The sequence below is a fragment of the Bradyrhizobium sp. USDA 4452 genome, from assembly GCF_054063575.1.
This window is the reverse complement of record NZ_JBSSGK010000001.1, coordinates 156,393-180,835: the sequence shown is the minus strand read 5'-3', so window position 1 is coordinate 180,835 and position 24,443 is coordinate 156,393. Positions and strand designations below refer to the sequence as shown.

At 65.3% G+C, this 24,443-nt stretch carries 20 protein-coding genes; 4 read left to right on the top strand and 16 right to left on the bottom strand.

Features of this window, described 5'->3' with window-relative positions; genetic code table 11:
- Positions 1-44 precede the first annotated feature (44 nt).
- The 9 genes from mgtE to dusB form a co-directional block, all read right to left on the bottom strand.
- Complete coding sequence (gene mgtE / locus ACVISU_RS01020) at positions 45-1,412, bottom strand: magnesium transporter (RefSeq protein ID WP_456705702.1); 1,368 nt, start codon at positions 1,410-1,412, stop codon at positions 45-47.
- Between the two features lie 154 nt (positions 1,413-1,566).
- Positions 1,567-2,742 carry an FAD-dependent oxidoreductase gene (locus ACVISU_RS01015; protein WP_456705701.1) on the bottom strand — a complete coding sequence of 392 codons (1,176 nt, stop codon included), beginning with the start codon at positions 2,740-2,742 and terminating at the stop codon, positions 1,567-1,569.
- A 44-nt stretch (positions 2,743-2,786) separates the two neighbouring features.
- Entirely contained in the window at positions 2,787-4,181 is a 1,395-nt protein-coding gene (gene hflX / locus ACVISU_RS01010) for a GTPase HflX (RefSeq protein WP_456705700.1), read from the bottom strand.
- Positions 4,182-4,192: 11 nt separating this feature from the next.
- Positions 4,193-4,441: an RNA chaperone Hfq gene (hfq, locus tag ACVISU_RS01005; RefSeq protein ID WP_006020546.1), complete on the bottom strand. Its 249-nt coding sequence runs from the start codon at positions 4,439-4,441 to the stop codon at positions 4,193-4,195.
- Positions 4,442-4,801: 360 nt separating this feature from the next.
- Positions 4,802-6,172, bottom strand: coding sequence for a nitrogen assimilation response regulator NtrX (gene ntrX / locus ACVISU_RS01000; protein ID WP_021079343.1), 1,371 nt, complete (start codon positions 6,170-6,172; stop codon positions 4,802-4,804).
- A 17-nt stretch (positions 6,173-6,189) separates the two neighbouring features.
- Complete coding sequence (locus ACVISU_RS00995) at positions 6,190-8,637, bottom strand: ATP-binding protein (protein WP_456705699.1); 2,448 nt, start codon at positions 8,635-8,637, stop codon at positions 6,190-6,192.
- 176 nt (positions 8,638-8,813) lie between these two features.
- On the bottom strand, positions 8,814-10,256 hold the full coding sequence (gene ntrC / locus ACVISU_RS00990) for a nitrogen regulation protein NR(I) (RefSeq protein ID WP_029084144.1): 1,443 nt from the start codon (positions 10,254-10,256) through the stop codon (positions 8,814-8,816).
- A gap of 9 nt (positions 10,257-10,265) precedes the next feature.
- Positions 10,266-11,441, bottom strand: a complete 1,176-nt coding sequence (locus ACVISU_RS00985; protein WP_456705698.1) for a two-component system sensor histidine kinase NtrB — start codon at positions 11,439-11,441, stop codon at positions 10,266-10,268.
- Positions 11,438-12,439: a tRNA dihydrouridine synthase DusB gene (gene dusB / locus ACVISU_RS00980; RefSeq protein ID WP_456705697.1), complete on the bottom strand. Its 1,002-nt coding sequence runs from the start codon at positions 12,437-12,439 to the stop codon at positions 11,438-11,440. The genes ACVISU_RS00985 and dusB overlap by 4 nt, the downstream gene beginning before the upstream one ends.
- 286 nt (positions 12,440-12,725) lie before the next feature.
- Between dusB and ACVISU_RS00975 the strand changes: the two genes are divergently transcribed.
- The 3 genes from ACVISU_RS00975 (at position 12,726) to ACVISU_RS00965 (ending at position 15,087) form a co-directional block, all read left to right on the top strand.
- Positions 12,726-13,922 carry a bifunctional 2-C-methyl-D-erythritol 4-phosphate cytidylyltransferase/2-C-methyl-D-erythritol 2,4-cyclodiphosphate synthase gene (locus ACVISU_RS00975; RefSeq protein WP_050404529.1) on the top strand — a complete coding sequence of 399 codons (1,197 nt, stop codon included), beginning with the start codon at positions 12,726-12,728 and terminating at the stop codon, positions 13,920-13,922.
- A 1-nt stretch (position 13,923) separates the two neighbouring features.
- Positions 13,924-14,526 (top strand): CinA family protein, encoded by a 603-nt coding sequence (locus ACVISU_RS00970; protein WP_050404530.1) that lies wholly within the window; start codon positions 13,924-13,926, stop codon positions 14,524-14,526.
- Positions 14,527-14,694: 168 nt separating this feature from the next.
- A complete protein-coding gene (locus ACVISU_RS00965; protein WP_456710735.1) occupies positions 14,695-15,087 on the top strand; it encodes a BA14K family protein in 393 nt (130 codons plus the stop codon).
- An 85-nt stretch (positions 15,088-15,172) separates the two neighbouring features.
- Here ACVISU_RS00965 and ACVISU_RS00960 read toward each other — a convergent pair whose 3' ends face one another.
- From ACVISU_RS00960 to lipA, 3 genes are all read right to left on the bottom strand, one after another.
- A complete protein-coding gene (locus tag ACVISU_RS00960; protein ID WP_050404532.1) occupies positions 15,173-15,640 on the bottom strand; it encodes a type II toxin-antitoxin system RatA family toxin in 468 nt (155 codons plus the stop codon).
- Entirely contained in the window at positions 15,640-16,179 is a 540-nt protein-coding gene (locus ACVISU_RS00955) for a DNA topology modulation protein (protein WP_456705696.1), read from the bottom strand. The genes ACVISU_RS00960 and ACVISU_RS00955 overlap by 1 nt, the downstream gene beginning before the upstream one ends.
- A 75-nt stretch (positions 16,180-16,254) precedes the next feature.
- A complete protein-coding gene (gene lipA, locus ACVISU_RS00950) occupies positions 16,255-17,214 on the bottom strand; it encodes a lipoyl synthase (protein ID WP_456710734.1) in 960 nt (319 codons plus the stop codon).
- A gap of 134 nt (positions 17,215-17,348) precedes the next feature.
- Here lipA and ACVISU_RS00945 point away from each other — a divergent pair, with 134 nt between their 5' ends.
- Complete coding sequence (locus ACVISU_RS00945) at positions 17,349-17,954, top strand: DNA-3-methyladenine glycosylase (RefSeq protein WP_456705695.1); 606 nt, start codon at positions 17,349-17,351, stop codon at positions 17,952-17,954.
- Between the two features lie 19 nt (positions 17,955-17,973).
- Here ACVISU_RS00945 and ACVISU_RS00940 read toward each other — a convergent pair whose 3' ends face one another.
- The 4 genes from ACVISU_RS00940 to ACVISU_RS00925 form a co-directional block, all read right to left on the bottom strand.
- Positions 17,974-20,841, bottom strand: coding sequence for a valine--tRNA ligase (locus tag ACVISU_RS00940; protein WP_456705694.1), 2,868 nt, complete (start codon positions 20,839-20,841; stop codon positions 17,974-17,976).
- A 219-nt stretch (positions 20,842-21,060) separates the two neighbouring features.
- Positions 21,061-21,795 (bottom strand): DUF2497 domain-containing protein, encoded by a 735-nt coding sequence (locus tag ACVISU_RS00935; RefSeq protein WP_456705693.1) that lies wholly within the window; start codon positions 21,793-21,795, stop codon positions 21,061-21,063.
- A gap of 334 nt (positions 21,796-22,129) precedes the next feature.
- A complete protein-coding gene (locus tag ACVISU_RS00930) occupies positions 22,130-23,512 on the bottom strand; it encodes a TolC family outer membrane protein (RefSeq protein ID WP_050404538.1) in 1,383 nt (460 codons plus the stop codon).
- Positions 23,513-23,727: 215 nt separating this feature from the next.
- On the bottom strand, positions 23,728-24,393 hold the full coding sequence (locus tag ACVISU_RS00925) for a protein-L-isoaspartate O-methyltransferase family protein (RefSeq protein ID WP_456705692.1): 666 nt from the start codon (positions 24,391-24,393) through the stop codon (positions 23,728-23,730).
- Positions 24,394-24,443 lie beyond the last annotated feature (50 nt).

Below are 24,443 nucleotides of genomic sequence, written 5' to 3'. Positions count from 1 at the left end.
CGATATCAGGACCGCGCCAGTCATCGACCGGCGAAGCCCTCGCCTCACAACAACGTCCCGCGCAAAATGACTGCCGCTACGCCGAAATAGATCAGAAGGCCGGTGACGTCGACCAGCGTCGCAACGAACGGCGCGGAGGCGCTGGCCGGATCGAAGCCGATGCGCTTGAGGATGAACGGCAGCATCGAGCCGCACAGCGATCCAAAGGTGACGATGCCGATCAGGGCGCCGCCGACGGTAGCGGCCACCAGCGCCCAATGTGGTCCGTAGTCGAACAGGCCGAGGGTCTGCCAGAGCGTGATCCTGATGATGCCGATCAGGCCGAGAATGGAGCCGAGCATGATGCCGGTCGGCAGTTCGCGGATGGCGACGCGCCACCAGTCGCGCAGCCGCACCTCGTGGAGCGCCAGCGAACGGATCAGCAGCGAGGTTGCCTGCGAGCCTGAGTTGCCGCCGGAGCTCATGATCAGCGGGATGAACAGCGTCAGCACGATCGCCTTCTCGAGCTCGCTCTGGTACGACTGCATCGCAGTTGCGGTCAGCATTTCCGACAGGAACAGCGCACACAACCAGCCGGCGCGCTTCTTGATCATCTCGCCGAAACCGATCCGCAAGTATGGCTCGTCGATCGCTTCCATGCCGCCGAACTTCTGGGCGTCCTCGGTCGATTCCTCGACGATGGCGTCGATGACGTCGTCCACCGTGACGATGCCGAGGATATGGCCGGGGCCGTCGACGACAGCGACCGCGAGCAGGTCGTAGCGCGAGATCAACCGCGCCGCCTCCATGCGGTCGGCCTCGGGCGCGATCATCAGCGGCTTCCGTGCCGGCGCCGCGGTCAGCACATTGGCGTGCGGATCGGCCGAAATCAGGCGGCGCAACGGCACGGCCTGGATCAGGGTCTTCTTGACCGGGTCGATCACGAAGATCGAGTAGACGGTCTCGCGGGTGCGCTCGACCATCCGGATGTGATGCAGCACCTCGGCGATGGTCCAGTTCGACGGCACGCTCACGAACTCGGTGGTCATGATGCTGCCGGCGCTGCGCTCGGGATAGGCCAACAGCCCGGAGATGACGTTGCGGGTATCCGGATTGAGGCCGTTCAGCAGCGTGGTGCGCAGCGGCTCGACCAGTTCCTTGAAGATGTCGGCGGCGCGGTCGTCGGAGACGCCTGACAGCAGCGACACGGCCGCGTCCGGCGGCAACTCGGCGAGGATCTCGCAGGTGTTGTCGAGCCCGGGCAGGTCGAGCACCTCGATCGCCTTCTCGGCCGGCAGCGATTGCAGCAGCTTCGCCGCATCCGCCGGCTCCCGGGCATTGAGGGCATCGACGATCTCCGGCGCCCGGGCGTGAGCGAGATCCCCGTCCCGGCCGGCGATCGTGTCGTGGGTGATGGTTTCGGTGTCCTGCATCGATCGGCCTCGGCTTTGCGTCCGGCAGCGCAATGAACCAAGGCGGCGCAGATTTCAAACGGAAAGTGCGGCGGCACGTCGCAGGCGCGGTCGAGTGCGGTCGCGTCACGGCATCGTCACATTTCGGGAGATCGCGAGGTGCCGTGCCGGCCGGTCAGGCCCGGCTGAACAGTTTCGCGGCGTCGTCCACTGCCTGGCGCGCGGCGGCGATATCCGGGATTTCGTTGTCGTCGTTGAAGCCGAAATAATCGTTTTCGCCGACCGGCTGCACGACGATGCCGTCGCGCCGGCCGAGGACGCTGAGGTTACGGTAGAAGACGCCGTAATTGACATCCGGCTGGGGAATGAGCCAGGCGATCTGGCCGCGCACCGGAACGATGCTCTCGTCATGAAACAACGCACGGGCACCATAGCCGGTACAGTTGACGATGACGGTTTCGCGGATCTTCGAAAGTTCGGACGGGGTGTGCAACTCGATCGGTACGAACACCCCGCCGGCGCGCTGAAACTCCGCTTCGAGCTGACGGTAGAGATCCGTGACATTGTAGGTGAGCGAGGCGCTCTTCCAGGCGTATGGCGCGGGAAACGGATTTGATCCGGCGGCCAGCAACTCCCATCGCGGCGTGAGCGACCTGATCCGGCCGCGCAGCTCGAGGAATTTCTTCTGACCCTCCCCGGCGGCATGCTGACGCCGGTGCGGACGGCCATCGGTGTCCGGCGCATCGTCGGAGAGCAGATAGCGATCGGTCCATTCGATCGGATTGCCGGCAAGGCCCAGATAGCTTTGGTGGGTGGCAAAGGTCGCGCGCGCCATCCGCTCCCAGCGGTCGGCAAAATCGGGCGCGACGTCCGCTTCCATCGCGATCCGCGAGTCCGGCGACCAGTCCCCGGTCGCACGTGCCGAGCGCACCTGGGGGAAGCGCTCCCTGGCGTAGATCGTGACGGTCGCGCCCATCCTCTGGGCCGTGATCGCGGTCGTCAGACCGATCGCGCCGGCGCCGAGCACGGCGATGTTGCGCGCGCTCAATTGCAGGGCGAGCGGCACGGCCTCTTGCGCGGCGCCCCAGGACAGCGACCAGCCGCTGCCGCCGTGGCCGTAGTTGTGCACGACATATTTACTGTCGATCCATTCCGCTTCGATGCGCGGACCCGAGGCGCGGAACGGACGCAGGCATACGGTGACACGAAACATCCGGTCCGGACGCGCAAGGACCGGCCGCAGCGCGGGTGCATCGAGGAATGCGGCGTTGTCGGCAACCCCACGCGTTGAAATCCCTGCGACCGCAGCGCTCGCCAGGCCACCGCCGAGCAATGTTCGACGGTTGAACATCGATCCCCCTTCGATTCCCCTGCCGCCACGGATGTCCGGGACGTTTACGTCCCGTGCGGCAGAGCATCGAATCGTGACATGACGATGTCGCGCTTGGTCTCGTCGACCCGCACCGTCATGTCGAAGCGCTCGCCCTTGAGCTCCTTGTTCAGGACCTCGGCGTTGCGATGCAGCCAGCTGATCCCGGCGCCGTCGGAGGCGTCGATCGAAAGATTGAGCGTGATGCGCTTGGCCGCGAGGCGATCCTCGATCGCGGTCAGGAGCTCCTCGATCCCCTCGCCAGTAACGGCCGAAACCAGGAAGCACGGCCGCTCCGGCGGCCGGCGCGCGGCGATGTTGCGCAGATTGTCACGCTCCTCGGGGTCGAAGCGGTCGATCTTGTTCCAGACCTCGATGATGCGCTCGCCGCCATCGGCGTCGGGATCGATGCCGAGCTGGTGCAGCACCGCCTCGACGTCGCGCTCCTGCGCCTCCGCATCCTCGTGGGAGATGTCGCGGACATGCAGGATGATGTCGGCTTCCAGCACCTCCTCCAGCGTGGCGCGAAACGCAGCTACCAGCTGGGTCGGCAGATTGGAGATGAAGCCGACCGTGTCCGACAGCATCGCCTTGCCGCCATGCGGCAGGTTGAGCGCGCGCAGGGTGGGGTCGAGCGTCGCAAACAGCATGTCGGCAGCCTGCACGTCGGCGCGCGTCAGGCGATTGAACAGGGTCGATTTGCCGGCATTGGTGTAGCCGACCAGCGCCACCACGCGGTACGGCACGCGCTGGCGTCCGGCGCGATGCAACCGCCGCGTCGCCTGCACCTTCTTCAACTCGCCTTCGAGCTTGGTGATGCGTTCGCTGATCAGGCGGCGGTCGGCCTCGATCTGGGTTTCGCCGGGGCCGCCCATGAAGCCGAAGCCGCCGCGCTGGCGCTCGAGATGGGTCCACGACCGCACCAGTCGGCTGCGCTGGTAATTGAGATGGGCGAGCTCGACCTGTAGCGCGCCTTCCTTGGTCTTGGCGCGGCGGCCGAAGATTTCCAGGATCAGGCCGGTGCGGTCGAGCACCTTGGTGCTCCAGGCCTTCTCGAGATTGCGCTGCTGGATCGGCGACAGCGCGCAATCCATCACCACGAGCTCGACCTTGTCGCCGGCGACGAGGCCGTTGATTTCCTCGACCTTGCCCTTGCCGAGATAGGTTGCCGGCCGGATCTGGCTGATCGGTGCGACGACGGATTCCACCACGATGAGGTCGATTGCACCGGCGAGGCCTGCGGCCTCCTCGATCCGCGCTTCATAGTCGCGGACAGACGAATCCGTTTGCGCACCGCCGTCGTCACGGCGCGTGCGCATGTACGGGCCGATGACGATCACCCGCCCGGTGCTCAAGTCCCCCGCCGACCCAGGCCTAGACTTGGTCCGGTCGGCGCCCCCTTCACGATTGAAGGGTTCCAATCAGTTCACTCTCAAGCCGGTGCGTCCTCGCCACCTTCGAACAGCTGAATCGGAGCTCCCGGCATGATGGTCGAGATCGCGTGCTTGTAGACAAGCTGCGAGTGACCGTCGCGCCGCAGCAGCAAGCAGAAATTGTCGAACCATGTGACAATGCCTTGCAGCTTTACCCCGTTGACCAGAAATATCGTCAGTGGCGTCTTTGTTTTACGAACGTGATTAAGGAAGGTGTCTTGTAGATTTTGTGCGCGGTCTGCCGCCATTGTTTTTGTCCCGCAAGCTTGTGCTTCTTTTTATTGAACCGGTTGCGGCTCTCTGACGGAGCCTCCTCCGGCTGCCCGCCTGCCCTGAGATCCCCCTCTGGCAGGCGTAGCGGTAGGATTAGAGGCCACGCGCGCTTTTTAGGCAAGCCGGTTCGCGGTGCAGTCGGTAGGAACACGGTGGCAATTCTAAGAAAGTGCAGGGAAAGAGACGAATATTCTCGTGGAGAGTGGATAAATCCCCCGGTTGTACCGGCCCTGCCCTACCTCGCTGGCCGGCTCAACTGTCCTTTTTTCCCGGCGGGGTGACCGCCGGGGCTTCGCGCCGAGCCGCCGGCAATTGCCGGCCCAGGTATATCAGCGTCAGCCGACCCCGAGCGCTTTCAATTTGCGGTGCAGCGCAGAGCGCTCCATGCCGACGAACTCGGCTGTACGCGAAATGTTGCCGGAGAAGCGGCTGATCTGGGCGATCAGGTAATCGCGCTCGAACACCTCGCGCGCCTCGCGCAACGGCAGCCCCATGATGTGCTCGCCGTTGTTGGAGGTCGGCATCGCCGGCACCATGGAGCCGACGTCCTGCGGCAGCATGTCGGCGGTGATGATCGCCTCAGGGCCGCCGCCGGCCAGGATCATCACCCGCTCGACGTTATTGCGGAGCTGGCGGACGTTGCCCGGCCAGACATGCGACTGCAGCACCGCCATCGCGTCCTGCCCGATCTGACGCTTGGGCAGGCCGGTGGCGGCCGAGATCTGATCCATGAAGTAGTCAATCAGCTCGGGGATATCCTCGCGGCGCTCCGACAGCGGCGGCACCCGGATCGGCACCACCGAGAGGCGATGATAGAGGTCCTCGCGGAAACGGCCCGCGGCGATCTCTTCCTCCAGATTGCGCGCGGTCGAAGAGATGATGCGGACGTCAACATGCACCTTGCTGGTGCCGCCCTGGCGCTGGAAGGTCTGATCGACCAGCACGCGCAGGATCTTGTTCTGGGTCTCGCGCGGCATGTCCGCGATCTCGTCGATGAACAGCGTGCCGCCATGCGCCTCCTCGAGCGCGCCGGCCTTGCGCTGCTGTTCGCCGTTCGATCCCTCGATGCCGAACAGCTCGATCTCCATGCGCTCCGGCGTGATCGCGGCCGCGTTGATCACCACGAACGGTCCTTCGGCGCGTCCCGATGCATGATGCAGCGTGCGCGCGGCGAGTTCCTTGCCGGCGCCGGAGGGTCCGACGATCAGGATGCGGCTGTTGGCCTTGGCGGCGCGGTCGATGGTCTGGCGCAGCTGGTTCATGCAGGCCGAGCGCCCGGTCAGGACGCTGGCCGCCGGCGCCAATTGCTTGAGCTCCTTGACCTCGCGCTTCAGCCGCGAGGTCTCCAGCGCCCGTGTCGCGACCAGGATCAGCCGGTCCGACTTGAACGGCTTCTCGATGAAGTCATAGGCGCCGCGCTTGATCGCGGCGACGGCGGTTTCGATGTTGCCGTGGCCGGAGATCATCACGACCGGCAGATCGGCGTTGTCCTTCTTGATCTGCTCGAGCAGCTGCAGGCCGTCGAGCTTGGAGCCCTGCAGCCAGATGTCGAGGAAGACCAGGTTCGGGCGGCGGTTGGCGATCTCGGCAAGCGCCGAATCGCTGTCGCGCGCGGTGCGCGTGGAGAATCCCTCATCGTCCAGGATACCCGCAACGAGGTCACGAATGTCAGCTTCGTCGTCGACAATCAGAATGTCACTTGCCATGGGTTACACCTGCGTTGTCAGTCGCCCGTCGCGGCTTTGATTTTTGGCTCTTGGCTTGTTGGCTCTTGCGCATTTGGCTCTTGGTTATTTGGTTCTTGCTGATCGGATTTTGGCTCATTGTTGGTCGCCTGTGCCGGGCCGTTGGTCGGCTCTTGCAGTGGATTTTTTTCACTGTCGGGGTCGGATGAAGGCACGTCCGGCCTTTGTTCCTTGTGCTCCGGTTTGTTCTCAGGCTTGGCCGCCTGGCCCGTGACGGCAAAGCGCAGCCGCATCCAGGCACCGCGCTGGCCCTCGCGGAAATCGGACGCGTCCTTGAGCTCGATGCGGCCGCCATGGTCCTCCAGAACGCGGCCGACGATCGCAAGGCCGAGGCCGGTCCCCTTCGCCCGCGTCGTGACGTAGGGCTCGAGCAGACGCGCGCGGGCGACCTTCGGCAGGCCGATGCCGTTATCGACGACATCGATGAGGATGTCGTCGCCTTCGCGCTGAGCCACGACGTCGATGCGGCCTTTGCCGAGCTCCTCGCGCGGCACCTGCTCGATCGCCTCGGTCGCGTTCTTGATGATGTTGGTCAGCGCCTGCGAGATCAGCCTGCGATCGAACTGCGCCGGCAGCGGCGACTGCTTGATGTCGGCCTCGATGTCGAGGTCGGGATGGGCGACCTTCATCAGGAACACCGCCTGGCGCACCACGTCGGCGACGTCCTCGCCTTCCATCACGGGCTTCGGCATCCGGGCAAAGCGCGAGAACTCGTCGACCATGCGCCTGATGTCGTCGACCTGCCGCACGATGGTGTCGGTGCATTGCTCGAAGATCGACTTGTCCTTTTCCTCGGTGATGGTCTTGCCGAACTTGCGGCGAATCCGCTCGGCGGACAGCTGGATCGGCGTCAGCGGGTTCTTGATCTCGTGGGCGATGCGGCGGGCGACGTCGCCCCAGGCCGAAGTGCGCTGCGCGGAGACCAATTCGGTGATGTCGTCGAGGGTGATGATGTAGCTATCGCGCGACTGGCTGGTCTGCTCTGCCGAGACGCGAACCGACAGATTGCGCTCATTGCCGTCGCGCAGGATCGTGACCTGCCCCTGCACCAGGCGCTGCGTGCCCTCGCGCGCCGTCTTCATCATCTCGTCGAGCTCGGGCAGCACGTCCGAGAGCGGATGGCCGAGCGTCTCCGACTCGGCATGCCCGATCAGCTTCTCCGCCGAGCGGTTGAGAATGCCGACGCTGCCGGAGGCATCGACCCCGATGATCCCTGCGCTGGCCGACGACAGCACCGCTTCGATGAAGCGGCGGCGGCTGTCGATGGTCTCGCTGGCGTCGACCAGCTCGTTGCGCTGGGTGCGCAGCTCCTGGGTCATCTTGTTGAAGATCTCGCCGAGCAGCGCGAGGTCGCTCGCCGATTTGTGGACCGGCACCTGGACATTGAGGTTGCCGGTCGAGACCTCACTCGCCGCCCCCATCAGCTGGCGGATCGGCGATACCAGCCCGTTGGCGAAGTTGAGGCCGATCAGCACCGAGGCCATCAGGATGGTCAGCGCGATCACGGCGAACATCAGCGCGAACGCCACCTGGATGCCGAGCCGGCGGGTCTCGAGCTGGGCGTATTCGGCCGCGCTGGTCTGGGTCTGCTTGAGCTGGGCTACGACAGCCGGATCGAGCAGCCGCGCCACGTACAGGAACATGTCGTCATAGGCCCGCAGGCGGACCACGGAGGCGACGTAGTTCTCGGGGAAGACCGAGATCTTCGGCTCGGTCTCGTTGATGTCCTTGAGGATGTCCGGCGGCGGCGCTTCATAGTTCAGGCGGACGCCGGTTTCGGCGCTGGCGACGATCTTGCCGTCCTTGTCCATCAGCACAGCGACCGGCAGGTTGCGCGCCTCGGCGCCGGCCGTCATCAGCTGCAGGAACGTCATGCGATCCTGGTCGTAGAGCGGCCGCGCATGGGCGAGATCGTTGGCCATCGCCAGCGTGTCGCCGTTGATGAGTTGCGCGTGCTCCTGCATGTAGGCGCTGGCAATCGTCAGGGAGTTCTGGATCACCTGCTTGGTGGGGCCGGAGAACAGCCGGTCGAGGCCGCGCTCGATGGTGACGTTGGCGACGATCGACACCAGCACGGCCGGCAAGACCGCGATCACCGAGAACAGGCCGACGATCTGGACGTGCAGCCTTGCCGCCGCCCGGCCCCGCCGCCTCGCCTGCACCATCTGCCAGACTTCCCGGACGATGATGCCGACCAGCAGCAGGATGGTGGCGGCGTTGATCATCAGGAAGGAGCGGACAACCTCGGAAGTCGGTTCGATCGGGGTCAGGCCGGTCAGCACCACGAAGGTCAGGAAGGCCGATAACAGCGCGATCGCAACGGCGAACGGCGCCAGCCAGCGCCGCAGCGGGAAGCCCCGCGCCTCTGCTGTGGGCTCGGCCGTAGACGCGTGTAACGTTGAAGCGGTGGTCTCTGCGCTGGTCATACCGGCAATTGAGCTGAGTGCGATCGCCCGCGGGAATTGCGAACTGATGCAATCATATCACAATGTTGCCGAATTGCGACATTTCCGCGGCGCAAACCGCGGTGCAGCGATGTGTCCTCAAAACCATTTGTGACTAGTCAATGACGGTGGCGAGGCTTGCGCCTGGCCCCGCCAGCCTAGCCGCCGCTGCGGTAGACCTGGATATCGAGGTCGCGGATCTTCTTGCGCAGCGTATTGCGGTTCAACCCGAGCAGGTCGGCGGCCCGGATCTGGTTGCCACGGGTCGCCGCGAGGGCTGCGGTCAGCAGCGGGATCTCGATCTCCTTGAGGATGCGGTGATAGAGACCCGGCGGCGGCACGCCGTTCGGGAAGCCGGAGAAGTGCGAGGACAGATAGGCCTCGACGGCGCCGCCGAGATTGTCGACGCCGACGGTCGCGGTGCTGCCCGAGGTGACGGCCGGCGGCGCTAGCTCGCCGTCGATGACCGAGGCGGTGATGACGTCCTGCGGATAGAGCGCGGCGAGCCGCCGGGCGAGGTTTTCCAGCTCGCGGACGTTGCCCGGCCAGCGGTGCTGCTTCAGCCGCTCCAGCGCCTGGGTGTCGAGCTTCTTCGGCGGCAGCCCGTCCTTCTCGGCGAGCGAGAAGAAGTGGCGGATCAGGTCGGGCAGATCCTCGATGCGTTCGCGCAGCGGCGGCAGCCGGAGCGGCACCACGTTGAGGCGGAAGAACAGATCCTCGCGGAACAGGCCCTGCTGGATCAGGATGCGCAGATCCTTGTTGGAGGCCGCGACGATGCGCACGTCGGTCTTGATCGGAGTGCGGCCGCCGACGGTGGTGTATTCGCCCTGCTGCAGCACGCGGAGCAGACGGGTCTGCGCTTCCATCGGCATGTCGCCGATCTCGTCGAGGAACAGGGTGCCGCCCTCGGCCTGCTCGAAGCGGCCGGAGGCGCGGGTGTTGGCGCCGGTGAACGCACCGCGCTCATGGCCGAACAATTCGGATTCGATCAGGTCGCGCGGGATCGCCGCCATGTTGACTGCGACGAACGGGCCGTTGCGGCGCCGGCCATAATCGTGCAGCGCGCGGGCGACCAGCTCCTTACCGGTGCCTGACTCGCCCGAGATCATCACGGTGAGGTCGGTCTGCATCAGCCGCGCCAGCACGCGGTAGATCTCCTGCATCGCCGGCGAGCGGCCGACCAGCGGGATCGAGTCGAACTCGCCATCGTCGGCGGGACTGGAGACCCGCTCCTTCGGCTCGGCCAGCGCGCGGCCGACGATGGTGATCAGTTCCTTCAGGTCGAACGGCTTCGGCAGATATTCATAGGCGCCGCGCTCGGAGGCGCGGATCGCGGTCATGAAGGTGTTCTGCGCGCTCATCACGATGACAGGCAGATTCGGCCGCATTTTCTTGATGCGCGGCAGCAGGTCGAACGCGTTCTCGTCCGGCATCACCACGTCGGTGATGACGAGATCGCCCTCGCCCTGGCTGACCCAGCGCCACAGCGTGGCAGCGTTGCCAGTCAGACGCACCTCGTAGCCGGCGCGTGACAGCGCCTGGTTCAGGACGGTCCGGATGGCGGTGTCGTCGTCAGCGACAAGTATGCTACCTGCAGGCATTGGTGTTCCTCATCGTATATCCTGAGAGGCAGGCGAGGACGTACCCGGAACGTCATCGCGGTTGCTTTGGTCGTGGTGTTTGGCGGCGTTGTACATCGGCATCAGCACGCGGAAGGTGGTCTTGCGCGGCTGCGACTCGCATTCGATGATGCCGCCGTGATCGCCGACGATCTTGGCGACCAGCGCAAGGCCGAGCCCGCTTCCGGTCTGCTTGGTGGTGACGAAGGGATCGAACAGGTTCGGCAGCAGATCTTCCGGCACGCCTGAGCCGTTGTCCTTGACGCAGAATTCCAGCGGCAGCGAGACCCGCGATTTTTTGCCGGGCACCGACAGCCGCACGCCCGGCCGGAACGCCGTAGTGAGGTGGATCTCGGCATCGGTGCCGAGATCGGCGACCGCTTCGGCCGCGTTCTTCACGAGGTTGAGGAACACCTGGATCAGCTGGTCCTGATTGGCCAGCACCGGCGGCAGCGACGGATCGTAATCCTCGATGAAGCGGACGTTGCGGGCGAAACCGGACTGCGCCAGCCGCTTCACATGGTCGAGCACGGAATGGATGTTGACCGGGCCGCGCGCCACCGGACGGTCGTCGCCGAACACTTCCATGCGGTCGACCAGCGTCACGATACGGTCCGCCTCGTCGCAGATCAGCCGCGTCAGCAGCCGGTCCTCGGAGGACGCCTGCTGCTCCAGCAGCTGCGCGGCGCCGCGGATGCCCGACAGCGGGTTCTTGATCTCGTGTGCGAGCATCGCCGCCAGCGCGATCACCGAGCGCGCCGCGCTGCGATGGGTGAGCTGGCGGTCCATCTTGTCGGCGATGGTGCGCTCCTGCAGCATCACCACGATATGCCCGGGCCGCTCGGTCAGCGGCGCGACGTGCAGATCAACCTGACGATCGCCGCCGATCCGCGGCGTGCCGAGATCGACCTTGTATTCGTTGACCGGCGAGCCGCTCGCCCGCACCTGCTCGATCAGCGCGAGCAGCGGGCTGCCGAACGGCACCAGCTCCTTCAGCGACTGCCGGCGTAAGAACTGCGTCGAGATCTCGAAGAAGGATTCGGCGGCGATGTTGGCGTCGACGATCCGTCCGTCGGGTGCAACCAGCAGCACCGGATTGGGCAGTGCGTTGAGGATGGCCTCGCCATCAGTAGGCACGGGCCGGCGGAATTCCATGGCTGACGTCATGCGGCAGCACTCCAGGCAAAATCGTCGTAGGCGTCCTCGAGCGCGCGATGCACACTGGACGGCTGCTCCGAGGTCAGGATCGCCTGCCGCCAGGTCTTCAGCGTTGCCGCCGGCGCGCAGCTATAGGTCGCAGCGGTCTCCAGCGCCCAGCCCAGATGCTTGCGCGCATGCCTGAGTCCGATGCGCAGGCCATAATGGCTGCAGACCTCGTCATAAAGCGCGCGAACATGCTCGAGCTGCTCGGCGAGCGACGGCGCGGCCTCGGCGACCCCTGTCTCGAGGCGGCGGCCGATCTGGCCGGGCAGCCAGGGCTGGCCCTGCGCGCCGCGCCCGATCATGACGGCGTCGGCGCCCGATATCTCCAGCGCGGCGACGGCCTTGTCGAACGAGGTGATATCGCCATTGACCACGACCGGAATCGTGACGGCATCCTTGACCGCGCGTACCGCGTTCCAGTCGGCCTCGCCCTTGTAGAACTGGCAGCGGGTGCGGCCATGCACGGTGATCATCTGGACGCCTGATGCCTCGGCGCGGCGTGCCAGTTCGGGCGCATTGAGCGAACGATCGTCCCAGCCGAGCCGCATCTTCAGCGTCACCGGCACATTGACTGCGACGATGGTCGCCTCGATCAACGCGACGGCGTGGTCGACGTCGCGCATCAAGGCCGATCCGGACTGGCCTCCGGTCACGTGGCGTGCCGGGCAACCCATGTTGATATCGATGATGTCGGCGCCGGCGCCCTCGGCGATCCGCGCGCCCTCCGCCATCCAATGGGTCTCGCAGCCGGCCAGCTGGACCACATGCGGCCCGATCCCGGCTGCCTCACAACGCAGCTTCGACATCGGCTTGCCGTTCACCAGATCGTCGCTGGCGGTCATCTCGGAGACCACCAGGCCCGCCCCCAGATTGGCGGCGAGTCGCCGGAAGGGCGCGTCGGTGATGCCGGACATGGGCGCGAGGAGAACCCGGTTGCCGACAGCAATATCGCCTATCTTCAATGGGTTACGAGGAGTAGTTTGCACGCCGGTCACAGCCGTCTCGTCGTTCTGTCAGCCACGCCATTGCAGCCGACCTCGCCTATTCTGCGCACAATTCTTGTGCAGTCAAGGCTCATGCCTACGGTTTAGACATTCCTACCACCACTGCAAGTGCACTGCAACAAAATCTGCTTTTCCCACAGTCATCGGCGAACGCTCTGTTTTTGCGCAGCGGTCATGCTAAGGGCTGTGCGCGGTGGTCTCCCGCCGTCCCCCTCAATCCCGATTCGTCTGTCACTGGTTCAACATGCCGAAGCCTGAGCGTACCGCAGCCATCCTTGTCGCAGCCGGCCGTGGACTGCGCGCCGGCGCGGGCGGACCAAAGCAGTACCGGATGATCGGCGGACAGACCGTGATCTACCGCGCCATGGAGGCGTTCTCCGGACATCGCGACGTGTTCGCGGTGCAGCCGGTGGTCAATCCTGACGATGCCGCGCTGTTCGATGAAGCGGTCGCAGGCCTCCGCCATCAACCGCCAACACCGGGCGGCGCGACACGGCAAGCCTCGGTCCATGCCGGGCTCGAGGCGCTCGCCAGCGCGAAGCCTGACATCGTGCTGATCCACGATGCCGCGCGCCCCTTCGTCACCGCAGCCGTGATCTCCCGCGCGATCGCCGCGGCTGGCCGCACCGGCGCCGCGATCCCTGTCATTCCCGTCACCGACACGATCAAGCTCACCGGCGATACCGGCGATGTCGAGGCGACGCCGGAGCGTGCCCGCCTGCGGATCGCGCAGACGCCACAGGCATTTCGTTTCGACGTAATATTGGAGGCGCATCGTCGTGCGGCGCGCGAGGGCCGCAGCGATTTCACCGACGATGCCGCGCTTGCTGAATGGGCGGGATTGACCGTTGCGACGTTTGAAGGCGATGCTGCCAACATGAAACTCACCACCCCCGAAGATTTCGTGCGCGAGGAAGCGCGGCTCGCAAGCCAGCTCGGCGACATCAGGACCGGCACCGGCTACGACGTGCACGCCTTTGGCGACGGCGACCATGTCATGATCTGCGGCGTGCGCGTGCCGCACACCAAGGGATTCCTGGCCCATTCCGACGGCGATGTCGGGCTGCATGCGCTGGTCGACGCGATCCTCGGCGCGCTGGCCGACGGCGACATCGGCTCGCATTTCCCGCCGAGCGACGCCAAGTGGAAGGGCGCCTCCTCCGACCAATTCCTGAAATACGCCGTTGAGCGCGTCACTGCGCGCGGCGGACGGATCGCCAATCTCGAGGTGACGCTGATTTGCGAGCGGCCGAAGATCGGACCGCTGCGCGACACCATGCGGGCGAAGATCGCGGAGATCTCCGGCGTCCACATCTCGCGCGTGGCGGTCAAGGCGACCACCAGCGAGCGGCTCGGCTTCACCGGCCGTGAGGAAGGCATCGCGGCGACCGCGAGCGCCACGGTTCGCTTGCCCTGGGATGAAAAAGGCTGGAGTGCCTGACATGGGCGGCAGCGACGCTCGTGCCCTCTCCCGCGCGCTGCTCGACCTGTGCCGGATGCGCAAGCTGACGATCGCAACCGCCGAATCCTGTACCGGCGGCCTGGTCGCCGGCGCACTCACCGACATTCCCGGATCGTCCGACGTTATCGACCGCGGCTTCGTCACCTATTCCAACGAGGCCAAGCGGGTGATGCTCGGCGTCAAAGCGGCGACGCTGGAGACGTTCGGCGCCGTCAGCAAGGAAACGGCAACCGCGATGGCGATCGGCGCGCTGGAAAAGGCCGGCGTCGACCTGGCGGTCTCGATCACGGGGATCGCTGGCCCGGGCGGTGCGACGCCGGGCAAGCCGGTCGGCCTGGTGCACTTTGCCGTCGCCGCGCGCGACGGCCGCATCCTTCATCGTGAGCAGCGATTTGGCGCGATCGGCCGCAGCACGGTGCGGCAGCGCTCGGTGGTCGAGGCGCTACGCATGCTGATGGAGCTCGCGCGCCCGCCGCAGGCGGCAAAGCCCCCCCGCCGCGAAGCCGCCAGCCGGTTGCGGCCGCGGGTGGCGCGATCGCCACGAAGCCACGCCGCGAAACGCCGGCGGCCGCCGCGCGGATAGGCACAAGTCGAGTCGCGCGAAGGCAAACCTCACACTACCCTGTGTCAACTGCGACCCAGTGCCGCCAATCCCAGGCGGAACTGCGACGTCGGTTCGCCGTTTTCTATGGTTCCAACTCTGCTGTTTGAATTGTTTTTCCAAGCAGCAAAATTTCACAACAAGGAGAAAATGATGAAGTTGGGAACTTTGGTCGTGGCCGCAATCGCCTCGGGCGCCATGACGCTGTCGACTGTTGCCCCCTCGTTCGCCGCACCGCTCGCGCCCGCGCGGTTGCAGGACCGGCCGACCTCCGTCGAGCACGTGCAGTACCGTCACTGGCATGGCGGCCCGCGATACGGCTATCGCGGCGGCGGTTACTACGGTCATCGTCATTATCACGGCGGCGGCAATGCCGGCGCAGTCATCGGTGGGCTAGCAGCGGGCGCGATCATCGGCGGTGCCATCGCGGCAAGTCAGGCCAAGGCCAACAACGACGCCTATTGCTCGCAGCGTTTCCGCTCCTACGACCCGGCTTCGGGCACCTACATCGCAAAGGGCGGTGTGCGTCGTTCCTGCCCGTAATGGCGACGAACGCACCCATATTATCGTTCATGCCCGGCCCCGCGCCGGGCATTTGCGTTCTGGAGATTCAAACGAGACGGCTTCGCTATGCCGACAGCTGAGGCTTGCCGTAAACCTGGTCGGCGCGCTTCTCGAACGCGGCGGCAAAGCGCGAGAACGCGGCGTCGAACATCGAGCCCATCAGCATCGCCAGCATTCGGCTCTTGAATTCGTAGTTCAGGAAGAAGCCGACATCGCATTCGGTCTCCGACTTCGGCTCGAAGCTCCAGCGATTCTCCAGGTTGCTGAACGGGCCGCGCAGATATTCGACCAGGATCTTCAGGTTGGGCCGGTCGAGCGTCACTCTGCTGGTGAAGGTTTCGCGCACCAGCTTGAACGAGACCGTCATGTCGGCCACCACGATCTCGGTGCCGTCGTCCTTTGGCGTGCGCTGGCGGATCTTGAGCGCCTGGCACAGCGGCACGAATTCCGGATAGCGCTCGACGTCGGCGACCAGATCGAACATTTGAGGTGCGGTGTGGCGGACCCGCCGCTTGCTTGAGAATCGTGGCATCAGTGAATACTCGCACGGTTTTGCTCGCGTGCGACGCTCTCCAGATAATGGTCCGCTTGCACCCGATCGGTGAAGCAGACCAGCGCTTGATCGGCGCGCAATCCCTTGAAATATTCGAGCAGCTTCGGCCGCTGCTGCTGGCGATAGGTCCAGACGTAGCGGAAGAATTCCAGATCGATCTTCTCCGGGCAGCCTTCGGCCATCTCGGGGCGAACCTGGCCATAGCTGCCGGCAATGCGCCTGAAGATGCCCAGCATGCAGGCCGATCGAGGCAGGTCGAACCAGATGATCGTATCGGAGCGCTCGCGGCGCAGCTCACCTGCGCCATATCGCGTGTAATTCCCGTCCATGATCCAGCGCGGCTCGCGCGCAGCCGCGATCATGCTGTGCTCGAATTCGCTCTTGTCGGATTCGATCCAGCCCGGCTTCCAGTACAGCGCATCGATCGACACGGTCGGGATGCCCGTCGTGGCGGACAGCCGCCGCGCAAAGGTCGACTTGCCGGACCCCGACGATCCCATCACCAGAACGCGTTGCATTGGTCCCGTCCAGACTCGGTCAAGGCTCGATCAGGCAGCGGCGCGTGTTGGCGCCGGCCTCCTGCCGTTCAAAAACTAGCGGCCGCGGGCCGAGCGAGCCGCCTGCAGCTTCGCAAAATCCTCGCCGGCATGGTGCGACGAGCGTGTCAGCGGGCTCGCCGACACCATCAGAAAACCCTTGGTATAGGCGACGCGCTCGTAGCCGGCGAACTCGTCCGGCGTCACGTAGCGCATCACGGCGTGATGCTTGCGCGTCGGCTGCAAATACTGGCCGATGGTCAGGAAATCGACCTCGGCCGAGCGCAGATCGTCCATCACCTGCAACACCTCGTGCCGCTCCTCGCCGAGGCCGACCATGATGCCGGACTTGGTGAAGATGGTCGGGTCCATTTCCTTGACCCGCTGCAAGAGCCGGATCGAATGGAAATAGCGGGCACCGGGACGGACCGTCAGATAGCGCGACGGCACGGTTTCCAGATTGTGGTTGAAGACGTCGGGCTTGGCCGCGACCACGCGCTCGAGCGCACCATCCTTGCGCAGGAAGTCCGGTGTCAGGATCTCGATCGTGGTGGTCGGGCAGCGGGCACGGATGGCGCGGATGGTCGCTGCAAAATGCTCGGCGCCGCCGTCGGCGAGATCGTCGCGGTCGACCGAGGTCACCACGACATGGGTGAGCCCGAGCTTGGCGGTCGCCTCGGCGACATAGTCCGGCTCGCTCGCCTCGAGCGCGCCAGGCATGCCGGTCTTGACGTTGCAGAACGCGCAGGCGCGCGTGCAGGTGTCACCCATGATCATGAAGGTGGCGTGCTTCTTGTCCCAGCACTCACCAATGTTGGGGCAGCCCGCCTCCTCGCACACCGTGACGAGGCCGTTCTCCTTCACGATGCGGCGCGTATCCGCATAGCCGCGCGTGTTCGGCGCGCGAACACGGATCCAATCCGGCTTCGGCGGCGACACGGCATCCGGCCGGTTCACCTTTTCGGGGTGACGCGGGCGGAGCTGAGCGGTGGAGATGGTGTCGACGATGGTGACCATTTGTGCCTGCAAGTCGCGAGAGGCCATAGCTAATCCGTGTTGGCACGGCTCGCAACCCGGCCTATGCGACCCTAGCAGACCAGCCAATATATTGGCAGTGTCGAGGGTCCGTTCCGTCCGATTCCCACCTCAAAATGGCTCAAAAACCCCGATCGACCACGACGCCCGCGCCGCACCTCGGCAAGGCGCTGAAACGCTCCTTCTTCGACCGCAGCGTCCACGAGGTCGCGCCCGACCTGATCGGCGCAACCTTCCTGGTCGGCGGCGTCGGCGGGATCATCACCGAGGTCGAGGCCTACCATCACACCGAGCCGGCTGCGCACTCGTTCAACGGCCCGACCCCGCGCAACCAGGTGATGTTCGGCCCGCCGGGCTTCTCCTACGTCTACCGCTCCTACGGCATCCATTGGTGCGTCAATTTCGTCTGCGAGGCGCCAGGCTCGGCCAGCGCCGTGCTGATCCGCGCGATCGAGCCGACCCATGGGCTCGCCGCGATGCGCCGGCGGCGCGGGCTCGAGGACGAACGCGCGCTGTGCTCTGGGCCGGGCAAGCTGTGCGAGGCGATGGGCATCACCATCGCCCATAGCGAACTGCCGCTCGATCGACCCCCGATCGCGCTCCACGCACGGCCGGAGATGCCCGACATCGTCACCGGTGTGCGGATTGGCATCACCAAGGCCGTCGAGCTGCCCTGGCGCTATGGGCTGAAGGGATCGAAATTCCTCAGCAAGCGGTTCTGAGCGTTACCCGTGCTGCCCGTTATGACGCCTTCTTCAACAGCTCGATCGCCTCGAGGATCTTGGCCCGACGCTCCTGCGCCGCCGCGCGCTTTTCCTTCTCTTCCTCGACGAGCTCTTCCGGCGCGTTGGCGACGAACTTCTCGTTGGAGAGTTTTGCGTCGACCCGCTTGATGTCGGCGTCGGCCTTGCCGAGCTCCTTCTCCAGCCGCGCCCGTTCGGCCGCGAGATCGATCACGCCCTTTAGCGGCAGCGCGACGACTTCGCCGCGCACGAGCAGCTGCATGGCGCCCTCCGGGGCGGCGTCCGCGAAGGAAATGTCCGACAATCGCGCGAGGCGCTTGATGGTTTCGTTCCAGCGCTGGGCGCGGTCGCGCGTCTCGTCGGAAGTGGTCACGATCACCAGCGGCGTCAGCGTCGACGGCGGGATGTTCATCTCGGCCTTCACCGACCGCATCGCCGTGACGAGATCGACCACCCAGCCGATCTCGGCTTCCGCCGCGGGATCGCTGAACTCGTCGGCGTCAAGCGCGGCAATGACCGGCGGAATGATCGGATCGACGACCGGACCTGCGGTCGCGATCGCGGCGAGCTGCTCGCCGGTCACGCCCGGCTTGCGTGGCCAGGGCGCCAGCACCAGAAGACCGTCGCGCTTTGCCGTCACGGCCCACAGCTCCTCCGTGATGAAGGGCATGAACGGATGCAGCAGCTTGAGGATCTCGTCGCGCGCCCAAGCGATCATGGCGCGGGTCTCGGCCTTGGCCGCGCCCTCCTCGCCCATCAGCACCGGCTTTGCTAGCTCGAGATACCAGTCGCAGAACACGTTCCAGACGAAACGGTAGATCGCACCGGCCGCATCGTTGAAGCGATGATCCTCGATCGTCTCGGTCACCTCGCGGGTGACGCGCGAAGTCTCGTGCGCGATCCAGCGGTTCAACGTCTCCTTGGCGCCCTTCGGATCGAAGCTGTCCGGCTTCACGCACTCGTTCATCTCGGCGAAGCGGCACGCGTTCCAGAACTTGGTCGCGAAGTTGCGGTTGGTCTCGACCAGATGCGGCGACAGACGGATGTCGTGGCCCTGCGCCGCCTCGCGGGTCAGCGCGAAGCGCAGCGCGTCGGCGCCGAAATCGTCGATCACGCCGAGCGGGTCGATGACGTTGCCCTTCGACTTCGACATCTTCGCGCCCTTCTCGTCACGGACGAGACGGTGGATGTAGACGGTCGAGAACGGTGCCTGCTTCATGAAATGAAGGCCCATCATCATCATGCGGGCGACCCAGAAGAAGATGATGTCGAAGCCCGTGACCAGCGTGTTGGTCGGGTAGTAGCGCGCGACCTCCGGCGTGTCGTCCGGCCAGCCCAGCGTCGAGAACGGCCACAGCGCCGACGAGAACCAGGTGTCGAGCACATCTTCGTCGCGCGTGATGAAGCCTTCGCGCTTGGCGGGATCGACCGCCATATCGTGGCCCTGCTCCGGCGTGATGACTTCCTGCTCGACGTAATAGCCGAGCGCGTTGCCGACCGCCTCTTCCTCGGTCTCGGCGACGAACACCTTGCCGTCCGGCCCGTACCACGCGGGAATCTGATGGCCCCACCAGAGCTGGCGCGAGATGCACCAGGGCTGGATGTTCTCCATCCACTCGAAATAGGTCTTTTCCCAGTTCTTCGGCACGAACGTAGTCTCGCCCGAGCGCACCGCCGCGATCGCCGGCTGCGCCAGCGTCTTGGCGTCGACATACCACTGGTCGGTGAGATACGGCTCGATCACGACGCCGGAGCGGTCGCCATGCGGCACCATGTGGGTGTTGGGCTCGATGCGCTCGAGGAAGCCGAACTCCTCCAGTCTTGCGACGATCTTCTTGCGCGCGGCGAAGCGTTCGATCTTGTCGAACTCGGCGGCGAACTCGTCGGCGCCAACAGGCAGGCCGCGCAGATAGTCCTCGTTGCCGATCAGGCTGAGGCAGCCTTCCTGGTCGAGCACGCTGATCTGCGGCAGGCCGTGGCGCTTGCCGATCTCGAAGTCGTTGAAGTCGTGCGCCGGCGTCACCTTGACGGCGCCCGAGCCCTTCTCGGGATCGGAATAGTCGTCGGCGACGATCGGAATCTTGCGGCCGACCAGCGGCAGGATCACGTGCTGGCCGACCAGATCGGTGTAGCGCCCATCGTCCGGATGAACTGCGACCGCGGTGTCGCCGAGCATGGTCTCCGGACGCGTCGTCGCGACCACGATGAACGATTTGGGATCGTCGGGACTGAAGCTGCGGCCCTCGATCGGATAACGAAGGTACCAGAGATGGCCCTTGACCTCGACCTGCTGCACTTCGAGATCTGAGATCGCGGTGAGCAGCTTCGGGTCCCAGTTGACCAGCCGCTTGTCCTTGTAGATCAGCCCTTCTCGGTGCAGCTCGACGAACACCTTGACGACGGCGCGCGACAGGCCCTCGTCCATGGTGAAGCGCTCGCGCGACCAGTCGCAGGAGGCGCCGAGACGCTTGAGCTGGTTGACGATGGTGCCGCCGCTCTCGGCCTTCCACTGCCAGACCCGCTCGAGGAACTTGGCGCGGCCCATATCGCGCCGGCCCGGCTCCCGCCGTTCCATCAACTGTCGCTCGACCACCATCTGGGTGGCAATGCCGGCATGGTCGGTGCCGGGCTGCCACAGCACATCACGGCCGCGCATCCGCTCGAACCGGCACAGGATGTCCTGCAGCGTGTTGTTGAGCGCATGGCCCATGTGCAGCGAGCCGGTCACGTTTGGCGGCGGGATCACGATGGTGAAGGGCGCGGCGTCCTTGCGCTCGGGCCGGCCGGCCTTGAACGCACCGCTCTCCTCCCAGAGCTGGGCCATCCGGAGCTCGATATCGGCAGGCTGGTAGTTTTTCTCGATCATGACAATGCGCTGTGGACCATGGGGAAAGGGTAGAAAGCCGCCAGATCGCACCAAGTCAACCGGACCGGCACGTCAAAACGGCGTTTGGCGCGTTTTCGGGCGAATAAGGACGCTGGAGGTTCGGTTCTGATTCAATCGGAACCGACACATTGGAGCATTTGGGGGCTGAATAGAGCGCTGCCAAGCCCCCTGCAGCAGGAGCTACTGCCCGCGCCGGAGCTATCGCCCGCGCGAAACCCGCTCGATCTCGGCCTTGACGATCCGCTCGACCAGCCCCGGCAGGTTGTCGTCCAGCCAGGACTTCAGCATCGGCCGCAGCATCTCCTTGACCAGATCCTCCAGCGTCCGAGCATTGTTGCTCAGCACGGTGTTGGCCAGCGAGTTGAAGGCGGATTCGACCGCCCGCATCGTGGTTCCTGAGATGATCTGCTGCATCGGCGCGGTTTCGATGGCCGGCGGTTCTCGCTCTCGAGCCGGTTCTCGCATCGGCTCCGGCGCCCGCGTGCGGGCTTCCGTGAACACGACATCGTCCTGCGGCTCGACCTTGCGGAACGACGGTGTGGCCGCCGGCTCCGGCAGCGCCATGTCGTCGGTGAGCTCGAATACGTCGGCTTCGGGCTGCGGCGACGGCCGGATGTCGGCCGCGGGCGTCGCCTCGTCGAGGCTGGCGAGCAGTGAGTCGATGTCGTCCTGACTGTTGCTGGCCGGCGCTGGCGCAGGCGGCGGTGATCTTGGCGCTGACGCTGCGGCCTTCGCGGCCGGGGGCGCTGCGGGCGGCGGGCTTTTCATTGCGGGCTTGGCTGCTGGTGGCGGCTCGACTTTCGGCGGCGGTGCAGCGGCAGAAGCAGGTTTCTCGGCCGCGGCTGGCTTCGCCTCGTCATCGGCGATGATGCGACGGATCGACGCCAGAATCTCCTCCATCGAGGGCTCTTGGACCTTCGCAGGTTGCGTCATCTCCGACTCCACATCGAAACTTATTTTACATCAAGCCCGAGAGGATTCGCCGGTTCCGAAGAAGCGCGCGGAGATTTTCATTGCTCCCGCCCGACTTGTCCCCAGATCAAGCCCGCCCGAGGCCTTGTGCAAGCTTCGTGTCGCCTAATGCAGCGTGGTTACAGGTGGCCTCGCACCTGTCATCACGCCATGCCGGCTCGCCGCGAATCGCCTTGCTGCCCGATAAAACGGTATGTCAGGCCATTTATCGATTGCAAGCAAACGCGCCAGTCTGTGGTCCTGATTAGCTCAGAACCACAAACATGGCGCGACAGGCGACGATGACGTGAAGTGTTTAGCGACCGTCGGGCGTGCGTACGCCGGCCCAGTTGTCGCGCACCTGCTGATAATGCACGGTGGGATCATAGACGTTGGTCGAAAGACCCATCACCTGCGGTGACAGCCGGCCAACGGCTGCCAGCACGTTATACGACGCAACAACACGGTCGTGCTGCGCGGTCACTAGCGCGTTGCGCGCGTTGACGAGCGCCTGCTGCGCGTTCAGCACGTCGAGCGTGGTGCGCTGACCGGCCTTGGCCTCTTCGCGCACGCCGTTCAGCGCGATTTCGGACGCGGTCACCTGCGCCTGCGCCGACGCGACCTGCGACTTGCCGGCGACCAGCTGGCCCCATGCGGTGACGACATTGGCGCGTGCCTGATCCCTGGTCTGTTCCAGCACCAGACGCTGCTGCGCCAGCGATTCCTTCGACTGCCGGATCAGCGAATACTCAGCGCCGCCCTGATAGATCGGCACCGACACCTGAACTTGGGCTCCCGCATTGAACAGGCGGTTCACCGACAATTGTTGCTGGTAGCCTTCGGTCACCGACGCCTGCAACCCGACCGTCGGCAGCAGCGCGCCTTCGGCAACCTTGGTCTGCAGGAAGTTGACGTCGACACCGTACATCGCGGACGTGACGTTCGGATTCTGGGTCAGGCTGAGCTCGACCGCGGCCGCAAGCGTCGTCGGCAAGAAGCGATCGACCGGCGAGCCGGGCGCGAGATTCTGCGGCTCGTTGCCGATGATGCGGCGGAAATTCGACCGCGTCGTCGTCAGGTTCGATTCCGCGGTGAGCTGCTGGGTGCGGCCGGCAGCAAGCTGCGCTTCGGATTGCGCGACGTCGGTCCGGGTGACCTCACCGACATTGAAGCGGTCCTGGGTCTGCTTCAGCGTCTGCTCCAGTACGCGCGTGTTGCTGCGCTGAACCTCGACGATCGCCGCATCGCGGAGATAGTCCATATAGATCGTGGCGGCGTTCAGGATTACGGTCTGTTCGAGCACGCGCAGACCTTCGCGTGCCGACGACACCTGGCTTTCGGCCGCGCGCACCTTATGCGGGGTCTGCGCATTGTACAGCGACTGGTTCACCGTCAGACCCGCGCTGGCCGGAGTTTGGGTGCCGTGGATCGAATCCTTGATGCCCGTCGGCTGCTGGTCGGAGTACTGATATCCGCCACTTACGGTTAGTGCGGCCCGCGGACGATAGCCCGAGAGCGCCTGGGGAACGTTTTCGTCGGTCGCCCTCACCAGCGCGCGCTGCGCATTGAGCTGGGGGTTATTCTGGTAGGACCGCACCAGCGCGGCCTCGATAGTATCGGCGAGCGCGGGCACGGGGCCCATCTCTGCCAACAGAAGGACGGCAGTCGCAGCCGCGGTGATAGCCTTCACCCCACGCATCCCCGGTAATCCAATCATTGTAGTCGCCGTCTCCACACGCAAGTCAGTTCCGGCGGTCGCTTCAGACGAAGTGAGTCCCGCCTCACCTTAGTCCGCAGCTAAGGGCAACGGAACTACCCCGCAACGGAACACGGCGGAAACTCTTCACATGGGGCAAACGGGCCACACTTCTGATTCGGAACGGGATTTTATCAGGCGGTGCAGCGCGGTGGCGGTCAGAAGACGAAGGCCGGAACCCGCTCGAGCCCGGGCAGCACGGGGGCGGTGGCGTCGAACAGCTCGCGATGTCCGAAATCCCCATGGGAGCGGGTCACGATGGTCGCGCGCGGCGGTGGCGTCAGGCCGAATACCCCGACCAACCGGCCCCCCTCCGTGAGCTGGCCGAACAGTCCGGTCGGGATAATCTCGGTCGCGCCGTTGAGGACGATGACGTCATACGGCGCGCCGGCGGTATCACCGTCGGCAGCGGCTGCGGTCTTGACGGTCACGTTCTGGATGCCGAGCTGGACGAACACGGCCGAGGCCTTCCCGGCAAGGGCCGGATCGCTCTCGGTGGCGCTGACCTCTGCGGCAAAGCGAGCTACGATGGCGGCTGCGTAGCCGGTCGCGCAGCCGACGAGCAGAACGCGGTCGGTCGCCTTGATCTCGGCGGCTTGCAGCATCTTGGCGAGCAGCGCCGGCGTGATAAGGCAGCGCCTGTCCGCGCCGCCCTCGGTGACGTCGAGATCGAGGTCCAGATAGGCCAGCGCCTGCTTGCTGGCCGGCACGAACACCTCGCGCGGCACCGTCAGCATGGCTTCGAGAATACGATCATCGGTCACGTCGCTCGGACGCACCTGACCATCCACCATGTACTGGCGCGCAGTCGAAAAACCGGTCATTGGCGGGACCCTGCAAGTCGCGGCATTGCCGCTGGAGAAGCTAGAACAGG